This window comes from Nocardia farcinica (assembly GCF_001182745.1).
GTDB classification, from domain to species: Bacteria; Actinomycetota; Actinomycetes; order Mycobacteriales; family Mycobacteriaceae; genus Nocardia; species Nocardia farcinica.
The window spans coordinates 2,019,933-2,043,302 of the sequence record NZ_LN868939.1; the positions used below are offsets into that span (position 1 = coordinate 2,019,933).

Annotated in this window: 20 protein-coding genes; 12 read left to right on the forward strand and 8 right to left on the reverse strand. The window is 71.0% G+C overall.

Translation table 11 applies throughout. The features are described from left to right. Positions 1-36: 36 nt before the first annotated feature. From AMO33_RS26085 to AMO33_RS26130, 10 genes are all read left to right on the forward strand, one after another. On the forward strand, positions 37-1,287 hold the full coding sequence (locus AMO33_RS26085) for a CynX/NimT family MFS transporter (protein WP_060594619.1): 1,251 nt from the start codon (positions 37-39) through the stop codon (positions 1,285-1,287). 288 nt (positions 1,288-1,575) lie between these two features. Continuing rightward, the gene (locus tag AMO33_RS26090; protein ID WP_011211097.1) at positions 1,576-3,045 is read left to right on the forward strand and encodes a nitrate/nitrite transporter; all 1,470 of its coding nucleotides are present in this window, start codon (positions 1,576-1,578) and stop codon (positions 3,043-3,045) included. 28 nt (positions 3,046-3,073) lie between these two features. Continuing rightward, on the forward strand, positions 3,074-5,623 hold the full coding sequence (gene nirB, locus AMO33_RS26095; protein WP_060594620.1) for a nitrite reductase large subunit NirB: 2,550 nt from the start codon (positions 3,074-3,076) through the stop codon (positions 5,621-5,623). 64 nt (positions 5,624-5,687) lie between these two features. Further along, positions 5,688-6,083, forward strand: a complete 396-nt coding sequence (nirD, locus tag AMO33_RS26100; RefSeq protein WP_011211095.1) for a nitrite reductase small subunit NirD — start codon at positions 5,688-5,690, stop codon at positions 6,081-6,083. Positions 6,084-6,090: 7 nt separating this feature from the next. Then, a complete protein-coding gene (locus AMO33_RS26105; protein WP_060594621.1) occupies positions 6,091-7,329 on the forward strand; it encodes a uroporphyrinogen-III synthase in 1,239 nt (412 codons plus the stop codon). Then, complete coding sequence (locus tag AMO33_RS26110; RefSeq protein WP_060595159.1) at positions 7,326-8,045, forward strand: sirohydrochlorin chelatase; 720 nt, start codon at positions 7,326-7,328, stop codon at positions 8,043-8,045. Before AMO33_RS26105 ends, AMO33_RS26110 begins: the two co-directional genes overlap by 4 nt. 53 nt (positions 8,046-8,098) lie before the next feature. Beyond that, a complete protein-coding gene (locus AMO33_RS26115; RefSeq protein WP_060594622.1) occupies positions 8,099-8,371 on the forward strand; it encodes a hypothetical protein in 273 nt (90 codons plus the stop codon). A gap of 69 nt (positions 8,372-8,440) precedes the next feature. Continuing rightward, positions 8,441-9,415 (forward strand): alpha/beta hydrolase, encoded by a 975-nt coding sequence (locus tag AMO33_RS26120; protein WP_060594623.1) that lies wholly within the window; start codon positions 8,441-8,443, stop codon positions 9,413-9,415. A gap of 21 nt (positions 9,416-9,436) precedes the next feature. Next, a complete protein-coding gene (locus tag AMO33_RS26125; protein WP_060594624.1) occupies positions 9,437-9,769 on the forward strand; it encodes a TfoX/Sxy family protein in 333 nt (110 codons plus the stop codon). 120 nt (positions 9,770-9,889) lie between these two features. After that, complete coding sequence (locus AMO33_RS26130) at positions 9,890-10,330, forward strand: VOC family protein (RefSeq protein ID WP_060594625.1); 441 nt, start codon at positions 9,890-9,892, stop codon at positions 10,328-10,330. Between the two features lie 44 nt (positions 10,331-10,374). On the opposite strand, the gene narI is transcribed toward AMO33_RS26130, so the two are convergent. The 4 genes from narI to AMO33_RS26150 are packed head-to-tail and all read right to left on the reverse strand — an operon-like array spanning position 10,375 to position 17,255. Beyond that, the gene (gene narI, locus AMO33_RS26135) at positions 10,375-11,133 is read right to left on the reverse strand and encodes a respiratory nitrate reductase subunit gamma (protein WP_011211087.1); all 759 of its coding nucleotides are present in this window, start codon (positions 11,131-11,133) and stop codon (positions 10,375-10,377) included. Next, on the reverse strand, positions 11,130-11,810 hold the full coding sequence (gene narJ, locus AMO33_RS26140; RefSeq protein ID WP_060594626.1) for a nitrate reductase molybdenum cofactor assembly chaperone: 681 nt from the start codon (positions 11,808-11,810) through the stop codon (positions 11,130-11,132). The genes narI and narJ overlap by 4 nt, the downstream gene beginning before the upstream one ends. Then, positions 11,807-13,513 (reverse strand): nitrate reductase subunit beta, encoded by a 1,707-nt coding sequence (gene narH / locus AMO33_RS26145; protein WP_060594627.1) that lies wholly within the window; start codon positions 13,511-13,513, stop codon positions 11,807-11,809. The genes narJ and narH overlap by 4 nt, the downstream gene beginning before the upstream one ends. 1 nt (position 13,514) lies before the next feature. Continuing rightward, positions 13,515-17,255, reverse strand: coding sequence for a nitrate reductase subunit alpha (locus AMO33_RS26150; protein WP_060594628.1), 3,741 nt, complete (start codon positions 17,253-17,255; stop codon positions 13,515-13,517). A 1,022-nt stretch (positions 17,256-18,277) separates the two neighbouring features. Between AMO33_RS26150 and AMO33_RS26155 the strand changes: the two genes are divergently transcribed. Continuing rightward, positions 18,278-19,102, forward strand: coding sequence for a helix-turn-helix transcriptional regulator (locus AMO33_RS26155; RefSeq protein WP_060594629.1), 825 nt, complete (start codon positions 18,278-18,280; stop codon positions 19,100-19,102). A 22-nt stretch (positions 19,103-19,124) separates the two neighbouring features. Here AMO33_RS26155 and AMO33_RS31770 read toward each other — a convergent pair whose 3' ends face one another. After that, the gene (locus AMO33_RS31770; RefSeq protein ID WP_139337530.1) at positions 19,125-19,457 is read right to left on the reverse strand and encodes a hypothetical protein; all 333 of its coding nucleotides are present in this window, start codon (positions 19,455-19,457) and stop codon (positions 19,125-19,127) included. Positions 19,458-19,476: 19 nt separating this feature from the next. Here AMO33_RS31770 and AMO33_RS26160 point away from each other — a divergent pair, with 19 nt between their 5' ends. Then, entirely contained in the window at positions 19,477-20,415 is a 939-nt protein-coding gene (locus AMO33_RS26160) for a hypothetical protein (protein WP_060594630.1), read from the forward strand. A 5-nt stretch (positions 20,416-20,420) separates the two neighbouring features. Here AMO33_RS26160 and mtnC read toward each other — a convergent pair whose 3' ends face one another. Genes mtnC through AMO33_RS26175 form a run of 3 tightly spaced genes read right to left on the reverse strand, consistent with a single transcriptional unit; the run spans position 20,421 to position 23,346 of the window. After that, the gene (gene mtnC / locus AMO33_RS26165; RefSeq protein ID WP_060594631.1) at positions 20,421-21,119 is read right to left on the reverse strand and encodes an acireductone synthase; all 699 of its coding nucleotides are present in this window, start codon (positions 21,117-21,119) and stop codon (positions 20,421-20,423) included. Next, positions 21,116-21,691: a 1,2-dihydroxy-3-keto-5-methylthiopentene dioxygenase gene (locus AMO33_RS26170; RefSeq protein WP_060594632.1), complete on the reverse strand. Its 576-nt coding sequence runs from the start codon at positions 21,689-21,691 to the stop codon at positions 21,116-21,118. Before AMO33_RS26170 ends, mtnC begins: the two co-directional genes overlap by 4 nt. After that, the gene (locus AMO33_RS26175; protein WP_060594633.1) at positions 21,688-23,346 is read right to left on the reverse strand and encodes a bifunctional S-methyl-5-thioribose-1-phosphate isomerase/methylthioribulose 1-phosphate dehydratase; all 1,659 of its coding nucleotides are present in this window, start codon (positions 23,344-23,346) and stop codon (positions 21,688-21,690) included. The genes AMO33_RS26170 and AMO33_RS26175 overlap by 4 nt, the downstream gene beginning before the upstream one ends. Positions 23,347-23,370: the final 24 nt, after the last annotated feature.

Sequence of the window (23,370 nt, forward strand, 5' to 3'; positions counted from 1 at the left end):
CTTGCTCTTGTCGTCCGGTCATCCTATGATTTCTCGGTGACAGCGACCTACTCTCCGGACACCGCGACCCCCGACACCACCCGCGAACGCAAGCGCGCCCTGCTCGAAGGCCGCCTGCTGGTGCTGGCCGCGATCGTGATGTCGGCCTCGGTACTGCGTGTCGCGGTCACCGCGTTCAGTCCGCTCGCCGAGCGCATCGGCGCGGAGATCGGCTATTCGACCGCGGTCGTCGGCGTCTTCGGCATGATCCCCACCGCCATGTTCGCCGTCTCGGGCCTGCTCACCCCGGCGCTCGTGCGCCGCATCGGCCTGGAACGCACCGCCCTGATCGCCATGCTGCTGGCCGGCGCGGGCATGCTCGTGCGCGCGCTGATGAGCAGCACCGCCGGGCTGCTGGTCTTCTCCGCGGTGGCCCTCGGTGGCATGGGCATCGGCAACGTGGTGATCCCGCCCCTGGTCAAGCGCTACTTCCCGGACCGGCTCGCGGTGCTCAGCTCGCTCTACATCACCATGGTGCAGATCGGCACCGTGGTGCCCGCGCTGATCGCGGTCCCCGTGGCCGATTCGCACGGCTGGCGGATCTCCATCGGGCTGTGGGCCCTGCTCGGCTTCGCCGCCGCGCTGCCCTGGCTCGGGGTGCTGCGCGGCCGCAAGGGCCACGACGTCGCCGACACCACCGCCCTGCCGGCGGGCGGGCCCGCGCCCGGGCGGGTGTGGCGCTCGCCGGTGGCCTGGGGCATGGCGGGCATGTTCGGCATGACCTCGCTGACCACCTACGCGGTGTTCGCGTGGCTGCCGCGCGTGCTCGCCGACGCGGGCGCCGGTGATGCCTTCGGCGGCACGATGGTGGCGCTGTTCGCGCTCGTCGGCCTCGTCGCCGCGCTCTCGGCGCCGACCGTGGTGGCGCGGCTGGCCAACCCGTTCCCCGTGGTGGTGGGCTGTGCGGCGCTGTTCCTCATCGCCTTCACCGGTCTGCTGGTGGCGCCGATGGGCGCGCCCGTGCTCTGGGTGGTGATCCTCGGACTCGGACCCAGCACCTTCCCGATGGCGCTGACGCTGATCAACATGCGCACCAAGACGCCGCAGGGCTCGGCGGCGCTGTCCGGGTTCACCCAGGGCGTCGGGTACGCGGTCGCCTGCGTCGGCCCGCTGCTGTTCGGCATGTTGCACACCGCCACCGGCGGCTGGCTCGCGCCCTTCGGGATGCTCACCGTGGCGGTCCTGGTGCTGCTGGCCGGCGCCTGGCAGGCGTGTAAGCCGCGCATGCTCGAGGACACCTGGCACTGAGCCGTTGCGCACCTGAAGAACCCCGCGGGCCGCGCGACCGCGCACAGCGGTTGCGCGGCCGTGCGCGAGCGCGCATGCTGTCCAGGTCACACTCACAGCCGCCCGACCGCGGTTCGCGCCCGTTCGTGACGCGCTGAAAACCGCTGTGTCACACGGGCGAAACATCGGCGCCGAACTCACCCGAGCGCGCCGTCGCGGGTGAGCAACCGTTGATTCGGCCGTCATGTACGGCAGCATTTCGGCAATACCCGCTCCCTACCGTTGGGGCCAACCGATTTTGGGAGGCCCTTGTTGAGCACGCTGACGCGTAACCGCAACATCGAGCACTGGGATGCCGAAGACGTCGAGGCATGGGAGGCCGGTGGCAAGCACATCGCCCGGCGCAACCTGATCTGGTCGGTCTTCGCCGAGCACGTCGGATTCTCGATCTGGTCGATCTGGTCGGTGATGGTGCTGTTCATGCCCGCCGAGAAGTACGGCATCGACGCGGCGGGCAAGTTCTTCCTGATGGCGGTGCCGACCCTGGTCGGTGCGGTGCTGCGCATCCCCTACACCGTCGCCACCGCCCGCTTCGGTGGCCGCAACTGGACCGTCTTCTCGGCGTTGCTGCTGCTGGTGCCCACGCTGCTGACGCTGTACTTCATCAACCAGCCCGGCACCTCGTACACCACCTTCCTGGTGGTGGCGGCCTTCGCCGGTGTCGGTGGCGGCAACTTCGCCTCGTCGATGACCAACATCAACGCCTTCTACCCGCAGCGGCTCAAGGGCTGGGCGCTCGGGCTGAACGCCGGCGGCGGCAACATCGGCGTGCCGGTCATCCAGCTGATCGGCCTGCTGGTCATCGCCACCCTCGGCAACGAGTACGCCAGCCTGATCTGCGCGATCTACCTGGTGCTGATCGCGATCACCGGCCTGGGCGCCGCGCTGTACATGGACAACCTGCGCAACCAGAAGGCCGACCTGTCCGACATGGTGACCGCGCTGAAGGTGCCGCAGTCCTGGGCGATCGCGTTCCTCTACATCGGCACGTTCGGATCGTTCATCGGCTACAGCTTCGCCTTCGGCCAGATCCTGCAGATCAGCTTCAAGGCCGGTGGCGACACCGCCGCGCAGGCCGCGCTGCACGCCGCCCAGATCGCCTTCATCGGCCCGCTGCTCGGCTCACTGGCCCGCCCCTACGGCGGCAAGTGGGCCGACCGGATCGGCGGCAGCCGCGTCGCGCTGGTCACCTTCGGCGCGATGATGGCCGCGGCCGCGCTGGTGATCGGGGCCAGCACCGTGGCCGACGGCAACGGCGGCGTCGCAGGCGGCGCGGTGATGGCGGTGCTCGTGATCGGTTTCGTCGCCCTGTTCGTGCTCTCGGGCATCGGCAACGGCGCGGTCACCAAGATCATCCCGTCGGTGTTCGACGCCAAGTCGCGCAGCCTCGACCTGAGCCCCGCCGATCGGGCCGCCTGGTCGCAGAACACCTCCGGCGCGCTGATCGGTTTCGTCGGCGCCATCGGAGCGCTGGGCGGCGTCGGCATCAACCTGGTCCTGCGCTCCTCCTACGCCTCGACCAACTCGGCCACCACCGCGTTCTGGGTCTTCCTGGCCTTCTACGTGGTGTGCGCCGCGGTCACCTGGCTGGTCTTCCTGCGCCGTCCGAGCCTGCGCTCGGTGGCCGACGACGATGTGGTCGTCGAGGCCGAGGCCCTCGTTCGCCGCGCCGAACAGGCCGTTCCCGCCACCTCGTCCGTCCCGTCGGCCCGCGCCTGACGCCCGCATCCATTCCTGGGAGGTCCACATGAACCCCGCAACCACCGAGCGCAAGACCGTGGTGGTCGTCGGCCACGGCATGGTCGGGCACCGCTTCGTCGAGGCGCTTCGCTCCCGCGACGAGTCCGGCACCTGGCAGGTCGTGATCCTGAGCGAGGAACGGCTGCCCGCCTACGACCGGGTCGGGCTCTCGTCCTACGTCGGCGCCTGGGACCCGGCCGCGCTGGCGCTGCCCGGCAACGACTACGCCGGTGACGACCTGGTGGAGCTGCGGCTCGGCCAGCGCGCCGAGGCCATCGACCGGCAGGCGCGCAAGGTCACCACCTCCACCGGCGAGACCATCGGCTACGACGCGCTGGTGCTGGCCACCGGCTCCTACGCCTTCGTCCCGCCGGTGCCCGGCCACGACCTCGACGGCTGCTTCGTCTACCGCACCATCGACGACCTGGACGGCATCCGCGCCACCGCCGAGGCGGCCGGGCCCGGTGCGCACGGCGTGGTCATCGGCGGTGGCCTGCTCGGCCTGGAGGCGGCCAACGCGCTCAAGCTGCTCGGGATGACCCCGCACGTCGTCGAATACAACAACCGCCTGATGCCCGCCCAGGTCGACGAGGGCGGCGGCGCCATCCTCGAGCGCCTGGTGACCGATCTCGGCCTGACCGTGCACACCGGCGTGGGCACGCAGTCCATCGAGCGCGCCGAGGACGGCACGCTGCGGCTGACGCTGTCCGACGACTCCACCATCGATGCCTCGATGGTGGTGTTCTCCGCGGGCATCCGCCCCAACGACCGGATCGCCCGCGAAGCCGGGCTCGAGGTCGGCCCGCGCGGCGGCATCGTCACCGACCTGTCGCTGCAGACCTCCGACCCGAACATCTGGGCCGTCGGCGAATGCGCCGCGGTCGAGGGCACCTGCTACGGCCTGGTCGCCCCCGGCTACACCACCGCCGAGATCGTCGCCGACCGCCTGCTGGGCGGCCGGGGCGAATTCCCGGGCGCCGACATGTCCACCAAGCTCAAGCTGATGGGCGTGGACGTGGCCAGCTTCGGCGACGCGCACGGCGTCACCGAGGGCGCGCTCTCGGTGGTGCTGCACGACGCCGCCAAGGGCACCTACGCCAAGCTCGTCGTCTCCGACGACGCCACGACCCTGCTGGGCGGCATCCTGGTCGGCGACGCCAGCCAGTACGCCGCGCTGCGCCCGCTCGTCGGCCGCCCGCTGCCCGCCGCACCGGCGGCGCTGATCTCGCCCGCCGGCGCGGAACTGGGCGCCGACGCGCTGCCCGACGACGCGCAGATCTGCTCCTGCAACAACGTCTCCAAGGGCGCGATCTGCGGCGCGATCGCCGAGGGCGCCTGCGACATCCCCGCGATCAAGAGCTGCACCACCGCGGGCACCTCCTGCGGCGGCTGCGTGCCGATGCTGAAGAAGCTGCTCGAGCAGTCCGGCGTGGCGATGTCCAAGGCGCTGTGCGAGCACTTCGAACAGTCGCGCGCCGAACTGTTCCAGATCGTCCAGGTGACCGGCATCCGCACCTTCTCCGGCCTGATCGCCAAGTACGGCAAGGGCAGCGGCTGCGACATCTGCAAGCCGACCGTGGCCTCCATCCTGGCCTCGACCTCGAGCGATCACATCCTCGACGGCGAGATGGCCGCGCTACAGGACACCAACGACCACTTCCTGGCCAACCTGCAGAAGAACGGCACCTACTCGGTGGTGCCGCGGATGCCCGGCGGCGAGGTCACCGCCGAGCAGCTGATCACCATCGGCGAGGTGGCCAAGGAGTTCGGCCTCTACGTCAAGGTCACCGGCGGCCAGCGCATCGACCTGTTCGGGGCGCGGGTGGAGCAGCTGCCGCGGATCTGGCAGCGGCTGGTGGACGCGGGCATGGAATCCGGCCACGCCTACGGCAAGTCGTTGCGCACCGTGAAGAGCTGCGTGGGCTCCACCTGGTGCCGCTACGGCCAGCAGGACTCGGTGGGCATGGCGGTGCTGCTCGAAAAGCGTTACCGCGGACTGCGTTCCCCGCACAAGCTGAAGCTGGCGGTGTCGGGCTGCGCCCGCGAATGCGCCGAGGCCCGCGGCAAGGACGTCGGCGTGATCGCCACCGAGAACGGCTGGAACCTCTACGTCGGCGGCAACGGTGGCCTGACCCCCAAGCACGCGGTGCTGCTGGCCGGCGAACTCGACGACGAGACGCTGATCCGCTACATCGACCGCTACCTGATGTTCTACATCCGCACCGCCGACCGGCTGCAGCGCACGGCGCCCTGGCAGGAGGCGCTCGAGGGCGGCATCGACTACCTGAAGCAGGTGATCTGCGAGGACAGCCTCGGCATCGCCGACGAGCTGGAGGCGGCGATGGCCCGCCACGTCGAGGGGTACAAGGACGAATGGGCCGCGGTGCTCGAGGACGAGGAGAAGCTCGCCCGCTTCGTCTCCTTCGTCAACGCGCCGGAGGAGGCCGACCCGACCATCGCCTTCGACGACAGCGGCGAGCGCAAGGTGCCGGTGCTGCTCGGCATGCCGGAGGTGGCGCCCCGCGTGGAATCCGTCACAGCCGCGCAGGCGAAATAACGGCTTAACGACGCGGAAACAGGACGCCGGTACCAATGAACCAGGCGTTCGGAGGAGGAACCCGATGACCGTAATCGACACACCCAGCATCTCGCCCGCCACGGCCACCGGTTGGACGCAAGCCTGCCGACTCGATTTCCTGATCCCCGGCCGCGGTGTCGCGGTGCTGCTGCGCGGCGGACGGCAGGCCGCGCTGTTCCTGCTGCCCGACGGCACGCTCTACGCCGTCGGCAACATCGATCCGTTCGGCCGCGCGGCGGTGATGTCGCGCGGGATAGTCGGCGATCGCGGCGGTGTGCCCGTCGTCGCCTCGCCACTGCTCAAGCAGGCGTTCTCGTTGCTCGACGGGCACTGCCTGGACGACGAATCGGCGGCGCTGCCGGTGTATGCGGTGCGCGTCGACGACGGCATCGTCTCGGTATCCAACGAGCCGGTCGCGCTCGAATCCTCGGACGGATGAACCACCTATGAGCACTATCGACGCGGGCGCCCCCCTCGCCGGATTCACCGTCGGCATCACGGCGGCGCGGCGCGCCGAGGAATTCGCCACCCTGTTGACCCGGCGGGGCGCGACCATCGTGTCCGCACCGGCCATCCGCATCATTCCGCTGGCCGACGACACCGAACTCGAGCGGGTCACCCGCACGCTGGTCGCCGAACCGCCGCAGATCGCCGTGGCCACCACCGGCATCGGTTTCCGCGGCTGGATGGAGGCCGCCGAGGGCTGGGGGCTGGCCGAGGACCTGCGCGGCACCCTGGCCGGGACCAGGTTGCTGGCCCGCGGCCCGAAGGCCAAGGGCGCCATCCGGGCCGCCGAACTGCGCGAGGAGTGGTCGCCGGCCTCGGAATCCTCCGCCGAGGTACTCGACCACCTGCTCGCCGAAGGCGTGGAGGGGGTGCGGATCGCGGTGCAGTTGCACGGGGCCACCACCGAATGGGAGCCGGTGCCCGACTTCTGCGAGGTGTTGCGCTGCGCCGGCGCCGATGTGGTGCCGGTGCCGGTGTACCGCTGGATTCCGCCCGCCGACCAGGGGCCGATGGATCAGCTGATCGAGGCGATCGTCACCGCGAGCCTGGACTGCGTGACCTTCACCAGCGCGCCCGCGGTGGCCTCGATGCTGATGCGCGCCAAGGAAACCGGGCTGCTGGAAGGCGTGCTGCACGCCCTGCGCACCCGGGTGCTGCCCGCGTGCGTCGGCCCGATCACCGCCGCGCCGCTGGAAGAACTCGGCGTGCCGACCTCCATGCCCGGCCGGGCCAGGCTGGGCGCGCTGGCCCGCCATGTGGCCGAGGAACTGCCGCGCCGCGCCAACCGCATCCAGGCCGCCGGACACACCATCAGTGTGCGCGGTGGGTGCGTGGTCGTCGACGGACAGGTGCGCCAGCTCGCGCCTGCCCCGATGGCGTTGATGCGCTCGCTGGCCCGCCAGCCCGGCCGCGTGGTCTCGCGCGAAGACCTGCTCGCCGCGCTGCCCGGCGGCGGTGAGGACACGCACGCGGTGGAGACCGCCATCGCCCGCCTGCGCGCCGGACTCGGCACGCCCAAGGCGATCCAGACCGTGGTCAAGCGCGGCTACCGGCTGGCGCTCGACACCGCCGACTGCGCCGACGACAACGCCGTGCCGCCGCGCGCGCCCGCCCGCACCCCGTCGGTGGGCACCCCGCTGCGGTCGGCGCGGTACGCGCAGCCGTTGGGGTCGTGGTGAACGCGCCCGCCCTGGTGCTGGTCGCGCACGGCACCAGGAGCACCCGGGGGGTCGAGATGATCGCCGCGCTCGCCGAGGCGGTCTCGCGGGAGCTGCGCGGACCGGTGGTGCGCACCGCGTTCGTCGACGTGCTCGGCCCTTCGCCCGCCGAGGTGCTGCGGGACCTGCGCGCCACCGCGCCGGGCACGCCCGCCGTGGTGATTCCGGCCTTCCTGGCCTCGGGTTATCACGTCTACCAGGACGTTCCGCGGGAAGTGGCGGAGAGCGCGCATCCGGCCGCGACGGTGACCCCGGCGATGGGGCCCGATCCCGCGCTGGCCCGGATCATGGCGCTGCGCGTGCGGGCGGCCGGCTGGCGGCCCGGCGACGCGGTCGTCGTCGCGGCGGCCGGATCCTCCGATCCGCGCGCGCGGGCCGACGTGCGCCGCGCGGCCGCGCTGCTGGCCGAGCAGCTGCACGCGCCGGTGCGGATCGGTTACGTGGCCACCGGCGCGCCGCGGGTCCCGGAAGTGGTTGCCGATCTTCGCGATTCGGGCGCCGACCGGGTGTTCGTCGCCTCCTATCTGCTGGCGCACGGGCTGTTCCAGCAGCGCCTGCACGAGGCGGGCGCGGACGGTGTGGCGGCGCCGATCGGCGTGCATCCCGCCGTCGTCCGGTTGCTGGCCGAGCGCTACCGCACTGCCGCGGCCGAATCCGTCGCGGTGCGGGTGCGCTGAATTCTCCTCGCGGTTCGCCCCTTTCCGGCGCGGCGCGGACTACCCTCGGAGACATGGCCGAGCGGGAGCGCGTGCCGGAGCGGGCACGGGAGCGAATACTGCGCGATCACGCGCGCACCGTCGCGCGCCGGGTGGCCTCGGGCGCGGCATGCGAGGTGACCGTGGCGGGCAGGCGGCTGTCGGTGCTGGCGCCGCGGCGAAAATCCTGCCCCGACTGGGCCCGGCTGCGGGTCGCGGTGCCGCACGCCGAATCCCTGCGGCCCCGGCTCGATCACGCCCTGACCCTGGCCGCGCGCGACGAGCGCCCCGACGGGCCCGCGCTCTGACACGCCGAGCCGACGAGCGGCGATGACGAAAGCCGGACACACCGTCTGCCGGTGCGCGAGACTGGTGGCATGCGTCGGCTCGTGAGCTGTTCGATTGCTGTCCTGGCGCTGTGCGCCGCCCTCCTCACCGCACCCACGGCCGCCGCCGCGCCCGGCTCGGCCATCCTCGACGTGCGCCCCCTGGGCGGCAGGCAGCTCGAGGTCGTGGTGCATTCGGCGGCGATGAACCGCCCGATCACCCTGTGGATGTCGCACCCCGGTCCCGGCGCACCCGCCCTCTACCTGCTCAACGCGGTCGACGGCGGCGAGGACGGCGGCCCGTGGATGAACCGCACCGATGTGGCCGCGTTCTTCGCCGACAAGAACGTCAACGTGATCGTGCCGATGGGCGGCCGCGCCAGCTACTACACCGACTGGGTCGCCGACGACCCGGTGCTCGGCCGCAACAAGTGGAGCACCTTCCTCACCGCCGAGCTGCCGCCGTTGCTGGAACAGCGGTTCGGTATGACCGGCCGCAATGCCGTTGCCGGGCTGTCGATGTCGGCCACCTCCGCGCTGAACCTGGCGCTCGACGCCCCCGGCCGCTACCAGGCGGTCGGCGCCTACAGCGGCTGTGCCCGCACCAGCGACCCCGCCGGTCGCGCCCTCATCTACGCCGAACTCGCCGTGTTCGGCGCCAACGCCACCAACATGTGGGGCGGCCCCGACAGCCCGCTGTGGGCCGCCCACGACCCGGTGCTGCGCGCGGAAGAACTGCGCGGACTGGCCATCTACGTCTCCGCGGGTGACGGCCGACCGGGCAGGCACGAAACCCTCACCGCGCCCGGCATCGACGGCAACCCGATCGACCTGCTCGACCGCATGGTCGTCGGTGGCCTGATGGAGACGGTGATCGGCGGCTGCACCCGCCCGCTGGTCGACCGCCTCACCAGCCTGGCCATCCCCGCCACGCTCGCGCTGCGTCCCGGCACCCATTCGTGGCCGTACTGGCAGGACGACCTGCACGACTCCTGGCCGATGTTCGCCGCCGCCATCGGCGCCTGACCACACCGCGCGAGGACTCCCATGCCTTTCGATCCCGACCTCGCCGAGCGGCTGCGCGCCGTGCTCGCGGGCACGCCCGCCCTGGCCGAGAAGCGCATGTTCGGCGGTCTGGCCTTCCTCGTCGGCGGCAACCTCGCGGTCGCGGCCAGCCATGACGGCGGTCTGCTGGTGCGGGTCGACCCCGCCGAGGGGGAGCGCCTCCTCGACGACCGGCGCGTCATGCCGATGGTGATGGGCGGGCGCGAGATGCGGGGCTGGCTGCGGGTCGCGCCCGCCGCCGTCGACACCGACGCGGCCCTGCGGGCCTGGGTCGACCGCGGCGTGTTCTACGCGCGATCCCTGCCCCCGAAGTAGCCGCGAGACGATCGCCGGAAAAAAATCGCGGAGATGTGTCGAGGGGCCGGTGGTGGCTCCGACCGAAGGGTGACAGCACGGGCGGCAACGCCCACCCACCCTGACACGAGGAGCGACATCATGAGCGTCACCACCTTCTTCTGGTTCGACTCGCAGGCCGAGCAGGCGGCCGACACCTACGTCGGGCTGATCCCCGGCTCGCGCGTCATCGACGTGACCCGCAATCCCGACGGCTCGGCCTTCATCGTCACCCTGGAACTGGACGGGCACCCGGTCACCTTCATGAACGGCGGCCCCGGCCACCCCCAGACCGACGCCGCGTCCCTGCAGATCGTGGTCGACACGCAGGAGGAGGTCGACCGCCTGTGGGACGCGCTCACCGACGGCGGCGCCCCCGGCCCCTGCGGCTGGCTCGTCGACCGCTACGGCATGCACTGGCAGGTCGTCCCCGCCGCCCTCCCCACCCTCCTGTCCGGCCCCGGCGCCCCCGCCGTCGCCACCGCCCTGCGCACCATGACCAAGATCGACCTGAAAACCCTCCAGGACGCGGCCGAGGGGTGAACATCGGTGGGCTCCGTCGGGTTTCGACGGGGCCCACCGATGGTTCAGCGCCAGTGCTCCGGGGTCACCGGGGCGTCCCAGGCCCGCGCGTAGCGGCGGGTGTCGGGGGCGTTGGTCTCCTTGGCTCGGTAGACGATGTAGGGGCGGGTGAGGTAGCCGACGGGGGCGCTGAACATGTGCACCAGGCGGGTGTAGGGCCAGACGGCGACCAGGGCGAGGACGACCAGGCCGTGCAGCTGGAAGGTCCAGGGCGTGTCGACCATGAGCTCGGGTTGCGGGTCGAGGGTGAACAGGCTGCGGAACCAGGGGGAGACGGTGGCGCGGTAGTCGTAGGTGCCCCACAGCAGGTTGCTGCCCCAGGTGTTGAGCAGGCCGGTGACCAGGGCGGCGGCCAGCAGGACGTACATCACCTTGTCGTTGGTGGTGGTGGCCTTGCGCACGGCGGGCACGGTGACCCGCCGGTACAGCAGGATCGCCACTCCGGCCAGCACCGCCGCGCCCGCGATCGATCCGGCCCCCACGGCGATGACGTGGTAGGTGTGTTCGGAGATCCCCACCGCGCTCGTCCACGACGCCGGGATCAGCACGCCGAGCACGTGCCCGAAGAACACACCGAGCATGCCGAAGTGGAACAGCGGGCTGCCCAGCCGCAGCAGCCGCGACTCGTAGATCTGCGAGGAGCGGGTGGTCCAGCCGAACTGGTCGTTGCGGTAACGCCAGATGTGGCCGAGCACGAACGAGGTGATCGCGATGTAGGGCAGGATCAGCCACAGTTCGGCGGGCAGGTTGGGGCTGGCGTTCATCGGCGGCCTTCCGAGTGCGTGAACAGGGTGGGGTCCATGGCGAAGGGTTCGAGCCCCACCTCCTCCTCCGGTGGGCCCTGCGCGGCGAGTTCGGCGATGCGCCGCCGGTCGGCGGTGGTCGGCGGCGGCAGGGTCGCCAGCACCGCGGCCAGCGCGCCCGCATAGGGCGAACCGTTGTCGGACAACGACAGTCGCAGCAGTTCCAGCACCGGCACGTGCTCGCCGAGCAGCCGCTCGCCGCCGACCGGGTCGACGGTGGCGGCGAATTCGAGCAGCACCGGCAGGTGATCGGGCAGCTCCTGCTCGCCCGGGTCCACCCCGGCGTGCCGGTAGGCGTGCTTGAAGCGCAGCAGCGCCATGCCGCGCTTGCGGGTGTCGCCGTAGGCGTAGAAGGTCAGGTGCAGGCTGGCGCGCTTGCGCAGGTCGAAGGTCGCGACGTAGTCGGCGGCCAGGTCCAGCGGCGGCGTCACCCGTAGGTGGGTGAGCAGCGCGTCCAACGGACCGCGCACCGGGTCGGGCAATTCCGTTGCCGCTGCGGTCAATTCGTCGAGCAGTTCGAGCAGCGGCGGGCCGGGATAGTCGAGCGCGAGCGCGGCCAGCCGCCAGACCAACCGCCGATCGCGCTCGGACATCGCCACCGCGGGCTCGGGCCTGCGGCGCAGTTTCAGCAGGCTCACAACGGCGCTCCCGTCACGTCGGGGGAGTGCGCGGCGGAGTCGGCGGCGGCGCCGTTGCCGCCACCGACCCCGTGCCCGGCGGCGCTGCCGTGCCCGTCCGCCGAACCGTTCGGCGAGGGCACCAGCCCCGCGGTGCTCTTGCCGTCCCAGTTCAACAGGTTGATCCGCCCCGACTTGCCCGCGGGCGCGGCCTCGTTGGTGTCGGTGAGATGGAACTTCTCCACCATCTGGTCGAAGGCGGTCATCCCCGGCCCGCCGTCGGTGTCGAGGCTGCACCCGGTGGCCAGCGAGTCCAGTTCGTGGGCGCGCGCGGTGGCGCCCTGCGGGATGACGTACCGGTCCTCGTACTTGGCGATGGCCAGCAGTCGGTACAGCGCCTCGATCTCCTCCGGCTCCAGCCGCACCGACGGCGCGATCGCCGGATCGGGCTCCTCGCCGAGGTTCACCGAGCGCATGAACGAGCGCATGCCCGCCAGTCGCTGCAACGCCGCCCGCACCGGACCCACCTCACCGGCGGTGAACAGTTCGGCCAGGTACTCCACCGGGATGCGCAGTGCGTCGATCGCGCCGAACAGGTTGCGCGCGTCCTCACCGTCGTGGCCGGTCTCGGTGAGCACGTCCACCACCGGCGACAGCGGCGGCACGTACCAGACCATCGGCATGGTCCGGTACTCCGGATGCAGCGGCAGCGCGATCTGGTAGTCGACGATCAGCCGGTAGACCGGCGAATCCTGCGCGGCCTGAAGCCAATCCGGTGAGATACCGGCCCGCTCCGCCTCGGCGATCACGCGCGGGTCGTGCGGGTTGAGGAACACACCCAGCTGCGCCGGGTACAGGTCGGCGGTGTCGGTGACGGAGGCGGCCTCGAGCACCTTGTCCGCGTCGTAGAGCATCACGCCGATGTAGCGCAACCTGCCCACGCAGGTCTCCGAGCACACCGTCGGGATGCCGACCTCCACCCGCGGGTAGCAGAAGGTGCACTTCTCGGCCTTGCCGGTCTTGTGGTTGAAGTAGATCTTCTTGTACGGGCAGCCGGTGACGCACTGGCGCCAACCGCGGCAGGCGTCCTGGTCGACGAGCACGATGCCGTCCTCGGCGCGCTTGTAGATCGCGCCGGAGGGGCACGAGGCCGCGCACGAGGGGTTGAGGCAGTGCTCGCAGATGCGCGGCAGGTAGAACATGAAGGTCTGCTCGAACTCGAGTTTCACCTGCTCGGACAGCCGGTTCAGCAGCGGGTCGCGGCCCACCTGCTCCGGGCCCGAACCCAGGTCGTCGTCCCAGTTGGCGCCCCAGGTCACCTGGGTGTCCGCGCCGGTGATCAGCGACTTGGGCCGCGCCACCGGGGTGGTGTCGGTGGGCGGGGCGGACAGCAGGTTGTCGTACTCGTAGCTCCACGGGTCGTAGTAGTCCGACACCGTGGGCAGATCGGGGTTGGCGAAGATGTTGAGCAACCGCTTCATCCGCGACCCGGATTTCAGGGTGAGCTTGCCGCGCTTGGTGAGCGTCCAGCCGCCCTTCCATTTCTCCTGGTCCTGGTACTGCCGGGGATAGCCCTGCCCGGGCCGGGTCTCGACGTTGTTGAACCAGACGTACTCGGTGCCGCCGCGATTGGTCCAGGCCTGTTTGCAGGTGACCGAGCAGGTGTGGCAGCCGATGCACTTGTCGAGGTTCATCACCATCGCCAGCTGTGCCATGACGCGCATGTCAGTACTCCACTTCCTGGGACCGGCGGCGAATGGTCGTCACCTCGTCGCGCTGATTACCGGTGGGTCCGTGGTAGTTCAGCGCGAAGGACTGTTGGGCGTAACCGCCGATGAGATGGGAGGGCTTGATCATGATCCGGGTCAGCGCGTTGTGGATGCCGCCGCGCTTGCCCTTGCCGACCCGCTCGGTGGGCGTGGGCCAGTCGAATCCGCTCGGGTCGGTGCCCTCGATGCGCGGCACGTCCACCGCGCGGTCCTGGGCGTGATACATGAACACGGTGCCCTCGGGCATGCGGTGCGAGACGATCGCGCGGGCGACCACGACGCCGTTGCGGTTGACCGCCTCGATCCAGTCGTTGTCGCGCACGCCGATCTTGGCCGCGTCCCGGTCCGACATCCAGATCGTCTGCCCGCCGCGCGAGAGCGTCAGCATGTGCAGGTTGTCCTGGTAGGCGGAGTGGATGGACCACTTGGAGTGCGGGGTCAGATAGCGCACCGTCACACCGCGTTCGGAGACCTCCCCGACGCCGGGCTCCCGGAACAGCGCGGTCATGTCCAGCGGCGGCCGGAAGATCGGCAGCTGCTCGCCGAGTTCGATCATCCAGTCGTGGTCGAGGTAGAAGTGCTGGCGGCCGGTGAGGGTGTGCCAGGGCTTGAGCCGTTCGGTGTTGATGGTGAACGGTGAGTACCGCCGCCCGCCGGTTTCGCTGCCCGACCACTCCGGGGAGGTGATCACCGGCACCGGCCGGGCCTGGGTGTCGGCGAAGGTGATCCGCTTCCCCTCGGCCTCGGCGGCCAGATCGGCGAGCCGAGTGCCGGTGCGCCGCTCGAGGGCGTGGAAGCCCTCGACCGCGAGCCGGCCGTTGGTGGTGCCCGACAGCGCCAGGATCGCCTCGGCGGCGTGGGTGTCCTTGGCCAGCGAGGGGCGGCCCCGCGCCACCCCCGACACCACGGTGCCGTTCACCCCGGCCAGGTACTCCACCTCGGCGTCGGGCAGCGTCGTGACGCCCTTGGTCGTCAGGCCCAGCTGCTCGACCAGCGGGCCGAGCGCGGCCATCTTCTCGGCCAGTTTCGGGTAGTCGCGCTCGACCATCACCAGCTTCGGCATGGTCTTGCCCGGAATCGGCTCGCACTCGCCGGCTTTCCAGTCGAGCACGCGGCCACCGGCCTGGGCGAGCGCGTCGGGGGAGTCGTGTTGCAACGGCACCGCGACGATGTCCTTGCGCACCCCCAGGTGCTTCTCGGCCATCCAGGAGAACCCGCGCGCGATCCGGTGGAACGCCTCGAAATCGGTCTTGGCCTCCCACGGCGGGGAGATCGCCGGCGAGAAGGCGTGCACGAACGGGTGCATGTCGGTGGAGGACAGATCGTGCTTCTCGTACCAGGTGGCCGCGGGGAGCACGATGTCGGAGAACAGCGTGGTGCTGGTCATCCGGAAATCCAGGCTCAGCAGCAGATCCAGCTTGCCGGTGGCGGCCTGCTCGCGCCAGACCAGTTCCTGCGGGCGCACGCCGGTGGCGTCGGTGGTCTGCAGGTTGGCGTCCGCGCCGAGCAGGTGACGGTGGAAGTACTCGTTGCCCTTGCCGGAGGAGCCGAGCAGATTGGCCCGCCACACCGTCAGACAGCGCGGGAAGTTCTCCGGGGCGTCGGGGTCCTCGCAGGCGAAACGCAGGTTCTGCGCCTTCAGTTCGGCCACCACGTGATCGGCGGCGGCCACGCCCTTCGCCTCGGCCTCGTCGGCCAGGTCGAGCGGGTTGCGGTCGAAGGTCGGGTAGCTCGGCATCCAGCCCAGCCGGCTGGCCAGCGCGATGTTGTCGGCGGCGGTGCGCCCGGCGAAGCGGCCCTTGCCCAGCGGCGAGGCGAACGATTCGGCGGTGAACGGGTCGTAGCGCCACTGGTCGTTGGTCAGGTACCAGAACACCGTGCCCTGCATCTGGCGCGGCGGCCGCTGCCAGTCCAGACCGAAGGCCAGCGTCGCCCAGCCGGTCACGGGACGGCACTTCTCCTGCCCGACGTAGTGCGCCCAGCCACCGCCGTTGACGCCCTGGCAGCCGGTGAGCAGCGTCAGGGTGAAGAACGCGCGGTAGATCTGGTCGGAGTGGAACCAGTGGTTGGTGCCTGCGCCCATCAGGATCATCGACCGGCCGCCGGAGCGTTCGGCATTGTCGGCGAATTCCCGGGCGATGCGCTCGGCCTGCACGGCCGGGACACCGGTGATGGTCTCCTGCCAGGCCGGGGTGTAGGGGGCGGTGGCGTCGTCGTAACCGGTCGGCCAGTCGCCGGGTAGACCCGCGCGGCCCACGCCGTATTGGGCGAGCAACAGATCGAACACCGTGGTCACCCGCCGCCCCGCGACGGTCACCGTCGGCACGCCGCGCACCAGCACGCCCGGCTGGTCGGCGTCGTAGCGCGGCAGTCGGACCGCGACCGGTTCGGCGTCGGCGCGGCCGTACAGGGTCAGCAGCGGTTCGACGCCCTCGAGGTCGAGGTTCCACCGGCCCGCGTCGGATTCGGTGAAGCGGTGGCCCAGCGAACCGTTGGGCACCACCGGCATGCCGTCGGCCTCGAGCAGCACCGGCTTGTGCGCGGCGTTGTCGTCGACGCGGCCCAGATCGGCGGCGGTGAGGAACTTGCCCGCCAGCGCGCCGTCGTGGTGGTAGTTCCCTTCGGCGTCCCAACCCCGCGGGTCGTCGAGGCAGACCAGGTAGGGCAGGTCGGTGTAGCGGGTGACGTAGTCGAGGAACCGCGGGGTGGCGCGCTCGACGAAGAACTCCCGCAGGATCACGTGCCCCATCGACATGGCAAGGGCGGCATCGGTTCCGGGGCGGGCCGCGACCCACTCGTCGGCGAACTTGGTGTTGTCGGCATAGTCCGGGGAGACCACCACCACCTTCTGGCCCCGGTAGCGCGCCTCGGTCATGTAGTGCGCGTCCGGGGTGCGGGTCACCGGGACGTTGGAGCCCCACATGATCAGGTATCCGGCGTCGAACCAGTCCGCCGATTCCGGCACGTCGGTCTGGTCGCCGAACACCTGCGGCGAGGCCACCGGCAGATCGGCGTACCAGTCGTAGAACGACAGCATCGAGCCGCCGAGCAGCGAGATGAACCGCGCCCCGACCGCGTGGCTCACCATCGACATGGCCGGAATCGGCGAGAAACCGGCCACCCGGTCCGGTCCGTACTTCTTGATCGTGTGCACGTGGGCGGCGGCGGCGATCTCGGCCGCCTCCCACCACTCGGCGCGCACGAAACCGCCCTTACCGCGCGCGGATTTGTAGCGCGCCGCCTTCTCCGGGGCCTCGACCACGTCGGCCCAGGCCAGGACCGGGTCCTTGAGCCGCTCCTTGGCCTCGCGATAGAGCTCGAGCAGCGTGCCGCGCACGTACGGGTAGCGCACGCGGGCAGGGGAATAGGTGTACCAGGAGAACGACGCGCCCCGGGGGCAGCCGCGCGGCTCGTACTCCGGCTTGTCGGCGCCCACCGAGGGATAGTCGGTCTGCTGCGACTCCCAGGTGATCACGCCGTCCTTGACGTAGATCTTCCACGAGCACGAGCCGGTGCAGTTCACGCCGTGGGTGGACCGCACCACCTTGTCGTGTGCCCAGCGGTCGCGGTAGAACTCGTCGGCGGCGCGGCCGCCGACCTTGTGCAGGGAGCGTTGATCCGCCGACACCTCACCGCGCTGGAAGTACCGGCCCAGCCGGAGCAGGGCATCGCCCGCGTCGGCCGGGCGCGACGGCACCCCGTCCGCGGATGCCGAATGTGAAGTGCGCGAATGAACCACGACGCCCCCTTCGAGCGGTGAGATCGGGTGGTTGCACCGACTGTAAGGAGGGCGGCAGGCGCGTCCAAACGAATCTCTCACACCGCGCTCGGAGCGCGGGTGAGCTGTGAGATCGCGGCAACGTCGTGGTCACCCGGCCCGGCGGCGCCGCTCGCACCGGGTGGGGCGCGACCTGCGGTTATCGCCGGGGAACGGGGTTGGCCGGGGCGGGTGCGGTACCCGGCGCCCCGATCCGGTGAATCTTTGGAAACCGGGGCTTCTCGGGCACTTTACAATCGTTAACACAATCCGGGCGGTCGGCTCGGGACGCCCGCTGTGGCCGGGCGCACCGCGACGGGATGTTCGCCGCGTGTTCACCCGACGGTGTGCGGACACCGGGAAGACCCGCGTTTACCGCCGCGACCGGCCCGCCGCGCGGGTGTCCTGGCCCGCGCGCTCGCCCTCGCCGCCGAGTAGACGCACGCGAATGCGCACGCGATCCGGTCGCGTCGTTTCCGCGCCGAAGTTGCCACTCGCCCCATCGTGCGGGTTGTCGGCTGAATTTCGCTGGTAATGGCTCTGTTTCGAAAACGGCTGGGTAATAGCTCTCCACCGGCCGCTACGGTAGGGTGAGCGGCGCGTAGATCGAGGACTGTTCGGTTCGGCTCAGGAGCGTTGGGTGCGGGACGCGGGAGTCGTCGCGGAGGGGCGCGACGAGACGGTGCACGGTGCGCCGACCGCTCCCGGGCGTCCGCGTGAGCCGCCCGTTCGTATATCCGTGTCCGCCGGTCCCATTCGTTCGGGGAGCATTGCCGATAGTTTGCTGATTTGGCTAATTGCTGCCGAATATTTCGGAGATCAATCAGTTAAAATCCCCGTTCATGGGCATTCGTCCGATACCCGTCTGATTCGAGTGGCCGCGATTCCCGTCGCGCGGCGGGCCTGCCGGGTGGAGCAACGCACAACACGATACGTCTACGGTCCTCGAGGAGCGGATTGCTGTGGCACACAAGTCGATCGATGCCGGACCCGGAGATCTGCTGCGCCCGCCGAGCTTCGGCGGCCTGCTGCGCAAGCTGCGTGACGAGCGCCGTATTTCCCGGGAAAAGCTGGCATTCGCGGCCGGGGTGAGCGCCAGCTACATCACCCACCTGGAGGGCGGCGACCGCGAGCACCCCACCAAGGCGGTGGTGGAAGCGCTGGTCGGTTACCTGGATCGGATCAGCCCGCTCACCGCCGCCGAACGCAGGCACCTCTACGACCTGGCCGGCCTGTCCGAGGACGCCTATCCCAGCGTCGAGGAGCTGCGCGCCGACATCGGCGAGGCCACCAGGGCGGGCCTGGCGGTGCACGAGCCGAACCCCGCCGCCTACCTCGACACCCGCTGGAACCTCTTGTATTGCAACGACACCTACGCGGCCACCTTTCCCGGCCTGGCCGAGGACGTGAACATCCTGCACTGGCTGTTCGGCAACGAGATCTCCCGGCAGGTACTGGTCGAATGGCAGCGGGAAGCGGTGCTGACGGTGGAATGGTTGCGCGGCCTCATCGGGCAGTCCGGGGACACGCGGTGGTCCGCCGACCTGCTGGCCGACCTCGGCCGGTTCCCGGAGTTCCGCGCCATCTGGGCCGCGGGCGGCACCGTCTACGGCCGCGACAGCCCGGACATGCACCTGCGTGACGTACGGACCGGCGAGTGCTTCACCCTCGCCGTGCAGATGTTCCGGCTGGATTCGGGCAGCCATCCCGGCCGGGTGCAGTTCTTCCTCGGCATCCGCAACGCCTGCCCGAACACCGGCGCCCCGCATCCCGCCGCGGCGGGTTAGACCCCCGCCGCCGTTCCGATACCTATTCGTTACCCGGCAATTGCGCAGCACAGAGGCGGTTCCGTGCCGGATCACAGGAAACCCGGGCGCGGATCGCACGAATGTCACGATGCGTCGCTGTCCCGGCGGATATGGTGACGAAATGCGTTGCCGGAGAAATGCGGAACCGGATGCGTGCCGCGCCCCGCGGGCAGTTGCACTGGCCGGTGTAAGTACTTCGCAGGGCACGCGAGATCGAATGGATCAACTGGACATCAGGCAACGAAACGTATTCGATCCGTTTATCGCCGGCACCGGGAATTGGGCGGCAGCGCAGGGGATCGGCACCGGGGGCGGCGACGGATTGCGCGAACATTGCGGGGAGTGAGTGCTTCATGGTCGATGACATCGGATTGGTACCCCACATCTCGCTCGCGGCGGCCGCCGACTGCACCAACGGCACCTTCGCGGTCTGCGGCGACGAGGGCCGCGCCCTCTGGTACGGCCCGTTCCTGGACAGCGACGCCGACCACCCGCACGGGGACCGGTTCGCCGGCACCATGGCCGCCGCGGCGCGCGCGGTCTGGCTGGCCGGCCGCGCCCGCGCCGACGCGGGGCACAGCGAGGCGACGCTACACCTGGTGCTGACCGATCCCGACGTCGACACCGTCACCCTGGCCTGTGCGGCCGCCATGTCCGGCCTGGTCCTGGACCTGGTGATCTCCGAGGACAACCCGGCCCTGGACTGGTGCCAGGTCTTCGGCAGCCTCGATTGGAATCCGGGCGCGCTGGTGAATCTGGTGGACGCGGAGGCGCCGGACGGGCGGCTGGGCAGGCATCTGCGGGCGGTGGACAGCTACCCGTATGCGAACGATGAACCGAAGGAGGCGTTTCCCATGATCCGCACTTCAGGTGAGGGCGCCGGACCGGTCGAGCAGGACGCGAGCATGGAACTGCGTTCGGCGCTCGAGGCGCTGCTCCTGCACGACGCCGTCGGCATCGACGCCAAGATGCGCCACGCGATCGCGGCGACCGTGCACCTGGCGGTCGACACCCCGCACGGCCCGCCCGACGACGCCGAGGAATTCCTCGGCAGGCTCGACGCGTCGTGGCTGATCGCGGCGTGGGCAGGCCACGACACCGAGATGTCGCTCATCGCCACCCTGGCCGCGGGCGACGTGCCCGCGCTGTCGTGGTGCGAGCTGATGTTCACCACGGCACTGGCACCGTGGTCCACCAACCCGGCGGCGGTGCAGGCCCGCCGGATCTTCGACGCCGTACCCGCGGGCCGCCTCGGCGCGGTGCTGCCCCAGGCCCGCGTGTTCGGCGCCTAGGCGCGTCAGGACACCGGCGTCCGCGCGAGGTCGAGCTCGTCGAAGGAGCCGATCCAGCGGTGCGGTGGTCGCGGCGGGTTGGGTTCGCCCGGCCGGTGGACACCCACGGCCGACCAGCCCGCCGCCACCGCGGCGTCGAGTTCGTCGGCATGGTCGGACAGGAACAGCAGCTGCCCGGCCTCGACCCCGAGCGCCTCGGCGATGCGCCGATACGACCCCGCCTCGCGCTTCGGGCCCGCCGTCGTCAGGTCGAAATGCGCGCTGATCAACGAGCCCAGCTCGCCGCCGCGGGCATGGGCGAACCAATCCCGCTGATTGCGAAGCGAACCCGAGGAGTACACGCAGAGGCGGTGCCCGGCGGCGTGCCAGGCGCGCAACGCGGGCGGCACGTCGGGGAAGAACTCGCCGTGCAGCGCCCCGGTGGCGAAGCCCTCGTGACAGATCAGGCCCTGCGCCTCCTTCAACGGCTCGGCCTTGACGTCGGAACCCAGCCACTCCCGCAGGATCCGGGCGACCTCGTCGGTATCGGCGTCGGGCCGTCCGGCCAGCTCCCGGGTCGCGGCCAGGATCGGCGCGGCCGCGTCGTCGCGGTGCCGCGCCAGCCACTCGGGCAGCCTGGCCCGGGTGTACCCGTAGAGATCCTCGCGGACCGCGCTGGTGGGGCTGGTGGTGCCCTCGATGTCGAGAACGATCGCGGTGGTCACGGCGCGGTGAGCAGGTCGTCGAGGGTGGGGAAGCCCGCGCTGATGCGGTCGCCGGTGAAGTCGCCGACCCAGCCGTCGGCCTCCTCGAAGAACCGCACGGCGATGAAGTCGGGGCGCTCGCCCATGTCGAACCAGTGCAGCGTGCCCGCCGGCACCGACATCAGGTCGCCGCCCTCGCACACCACGGCCAACACCTCGGCGCCGAGGTGCAGGTAGAAGCACCCGCGACCGGCGGCGAAGAAGCGCACCTCGTCCTCGGCGTGCCGGTGCTCGTCGAGGAACTTGGTGCGCGCGGCCCGCGCGGTCTGCGGCCACTGCGGGTCCGCGTCGTCGGGGTGGATGCGGGCGACGTCGATGTGGCGGTAGCGGCCGTCGGCGTTCAGCGCGGCGATCCGGTCGGCGTAGTGGGCGAGCAGGTCGTCGGAGGACAGCGCGGCGGCGTCGTCGAGCACCGGCCAGCGGTCGAACGTGATGCCGTGCGCGGCCAGTTCCGCCGCGACGGCGGCCTCCTCGGTCGTGCGCAGCCGCACCCGGGCGGCGTCGTCGGCGGCCATCACCTGCAACAGGGTCATGTCGGTCCCATCTCGAGTACGTGGGTCTGCGGGGCGAACGCGTGCTCTCGGCCCGTGCGAAGTACCAACTCGCACAGGGCCTCCAGACACTCGGCGCGATCACGTGCCTGGGTCAGATTCTCCCCCCAGGTGGTGATGCCGTGCCCGGCGATACACAACACAGGCGGCGCGCCGGGATGTTCGGCGAGTCGGCGCTCGATATCGGCGGCGATGCGCGGCACGTCCCGCCAGTTGGGGAAGATCGCCAGGTCGATCGCGGTGGGATCGGTGCCGCCCAGACCCTTGATGAGTTCGTAGTCGGTGATCCGGAGGACGCGTACCTCGTCGGCGGCGCCGGCCCTGGTCGCCAGTGCGGTCGCGAACGGCGAGTGCACGTGCACCACGGCCGCGGCGCCGGTGGCGCGGTAGACGGCGGTGTGGATGGTGGTCTCGGCGGACGGTCTGCGGTCCTGACCGGGCAACGGCGTCGAATCGGCGATCGCGACCCGCACCATGTCGGTCGCCGACAGTTCGCCTTTGGCCAGGCCGCTGGCGGTCACCACGGCGGTGTCGCCGGTGCGCACGGAGAGATTGCCCGCCGTGCCCGGCATCCAGCCGCGCGCGTAGAGCTCACGGGCGGTGGCGGCGATCCGCGCGCCCGGTTCCGCCGCGACCGTGCCGTGCACGACGCCGTGCTCGGTGACCACCGCGGTGACCAGGTCGGCGGGAGTGACGTCGAAGGCCGGGTTGAACGCGGCCGTGCCGACCGGCGCGGTGGCGGTGCCCGCGAACGCGGTGACCTCCTCCGCGGCGCGTTCCTCCACCACGATGTCGCGCCAGCTCGCGGTTGCCGGGTCGCGGGTCGACTCGGGGGCGACCACGACGAACGGAATCCCGTGCCGGTGCGCGGCCAACGCGACGGCATAGGTGCCGATCTTGTTCGCCACGTCGCCGCGCGCGGTCACCCGGTCGGCGCCCACCAGTACGCAGTCCACCAGCCCGGTCGCCATGGCCCAGGCCGCCGCGGAATCGATGGTGAGCCGGTGCGGGATACCCGCCTCGGCCAGCTCCCAGGTGGTGAGGCGGGCGCCCTGGAGCAGCGGGCGGGTCTCGTCGACGAGCACCTCCTCGATCGCTCCGCGTTCGGCCAGCACCCGCAGCGCGCCGATGGCGGTGCCGAAGGCGCTGGTGGCGAGCCGGCCGGTGTTGCAGTGGGTGAGCACGCGCAGCGGGCGTGGTCCGCACAGGCGCTGCACCAGGTCGGCGGCGTGGGTGGCGGCCGCCCGGTTGACCCGGCCGTCCTCGGCGAGCATGTCGAGGGTCTCGGCGAGCACCGCGTCGGCGCCCTCGGCGATGCGCGGGCGCACCCGGTCCACCGCCCAGGCGAGGTTGACCGCGGTCGGGCGGGCGGCGGCGATCCGGTCGGCCTCGGCCCGCACGGCGGCCACGTCGACGATGCCGTCGCGGGTGTGCGCGCGGGTGGCCAGCACCACCGCGAAAGCGCCCGCGATACCGATGGCGGGGGCGCCGCGGATCGCGAGCGTCTTGATCGCGTCGATGATCTGATCGGCGGTGCGCAGGCGCAACGGGCGCGCCTCGTGCGGCAGGCCGCGCTGGTCGACGGTGACCAGGGCACCGTCATCCCAGGTCAGCGAACTGTCATCGATCGGGCGCATCACCGGCCACAGCCTAGCGACCCG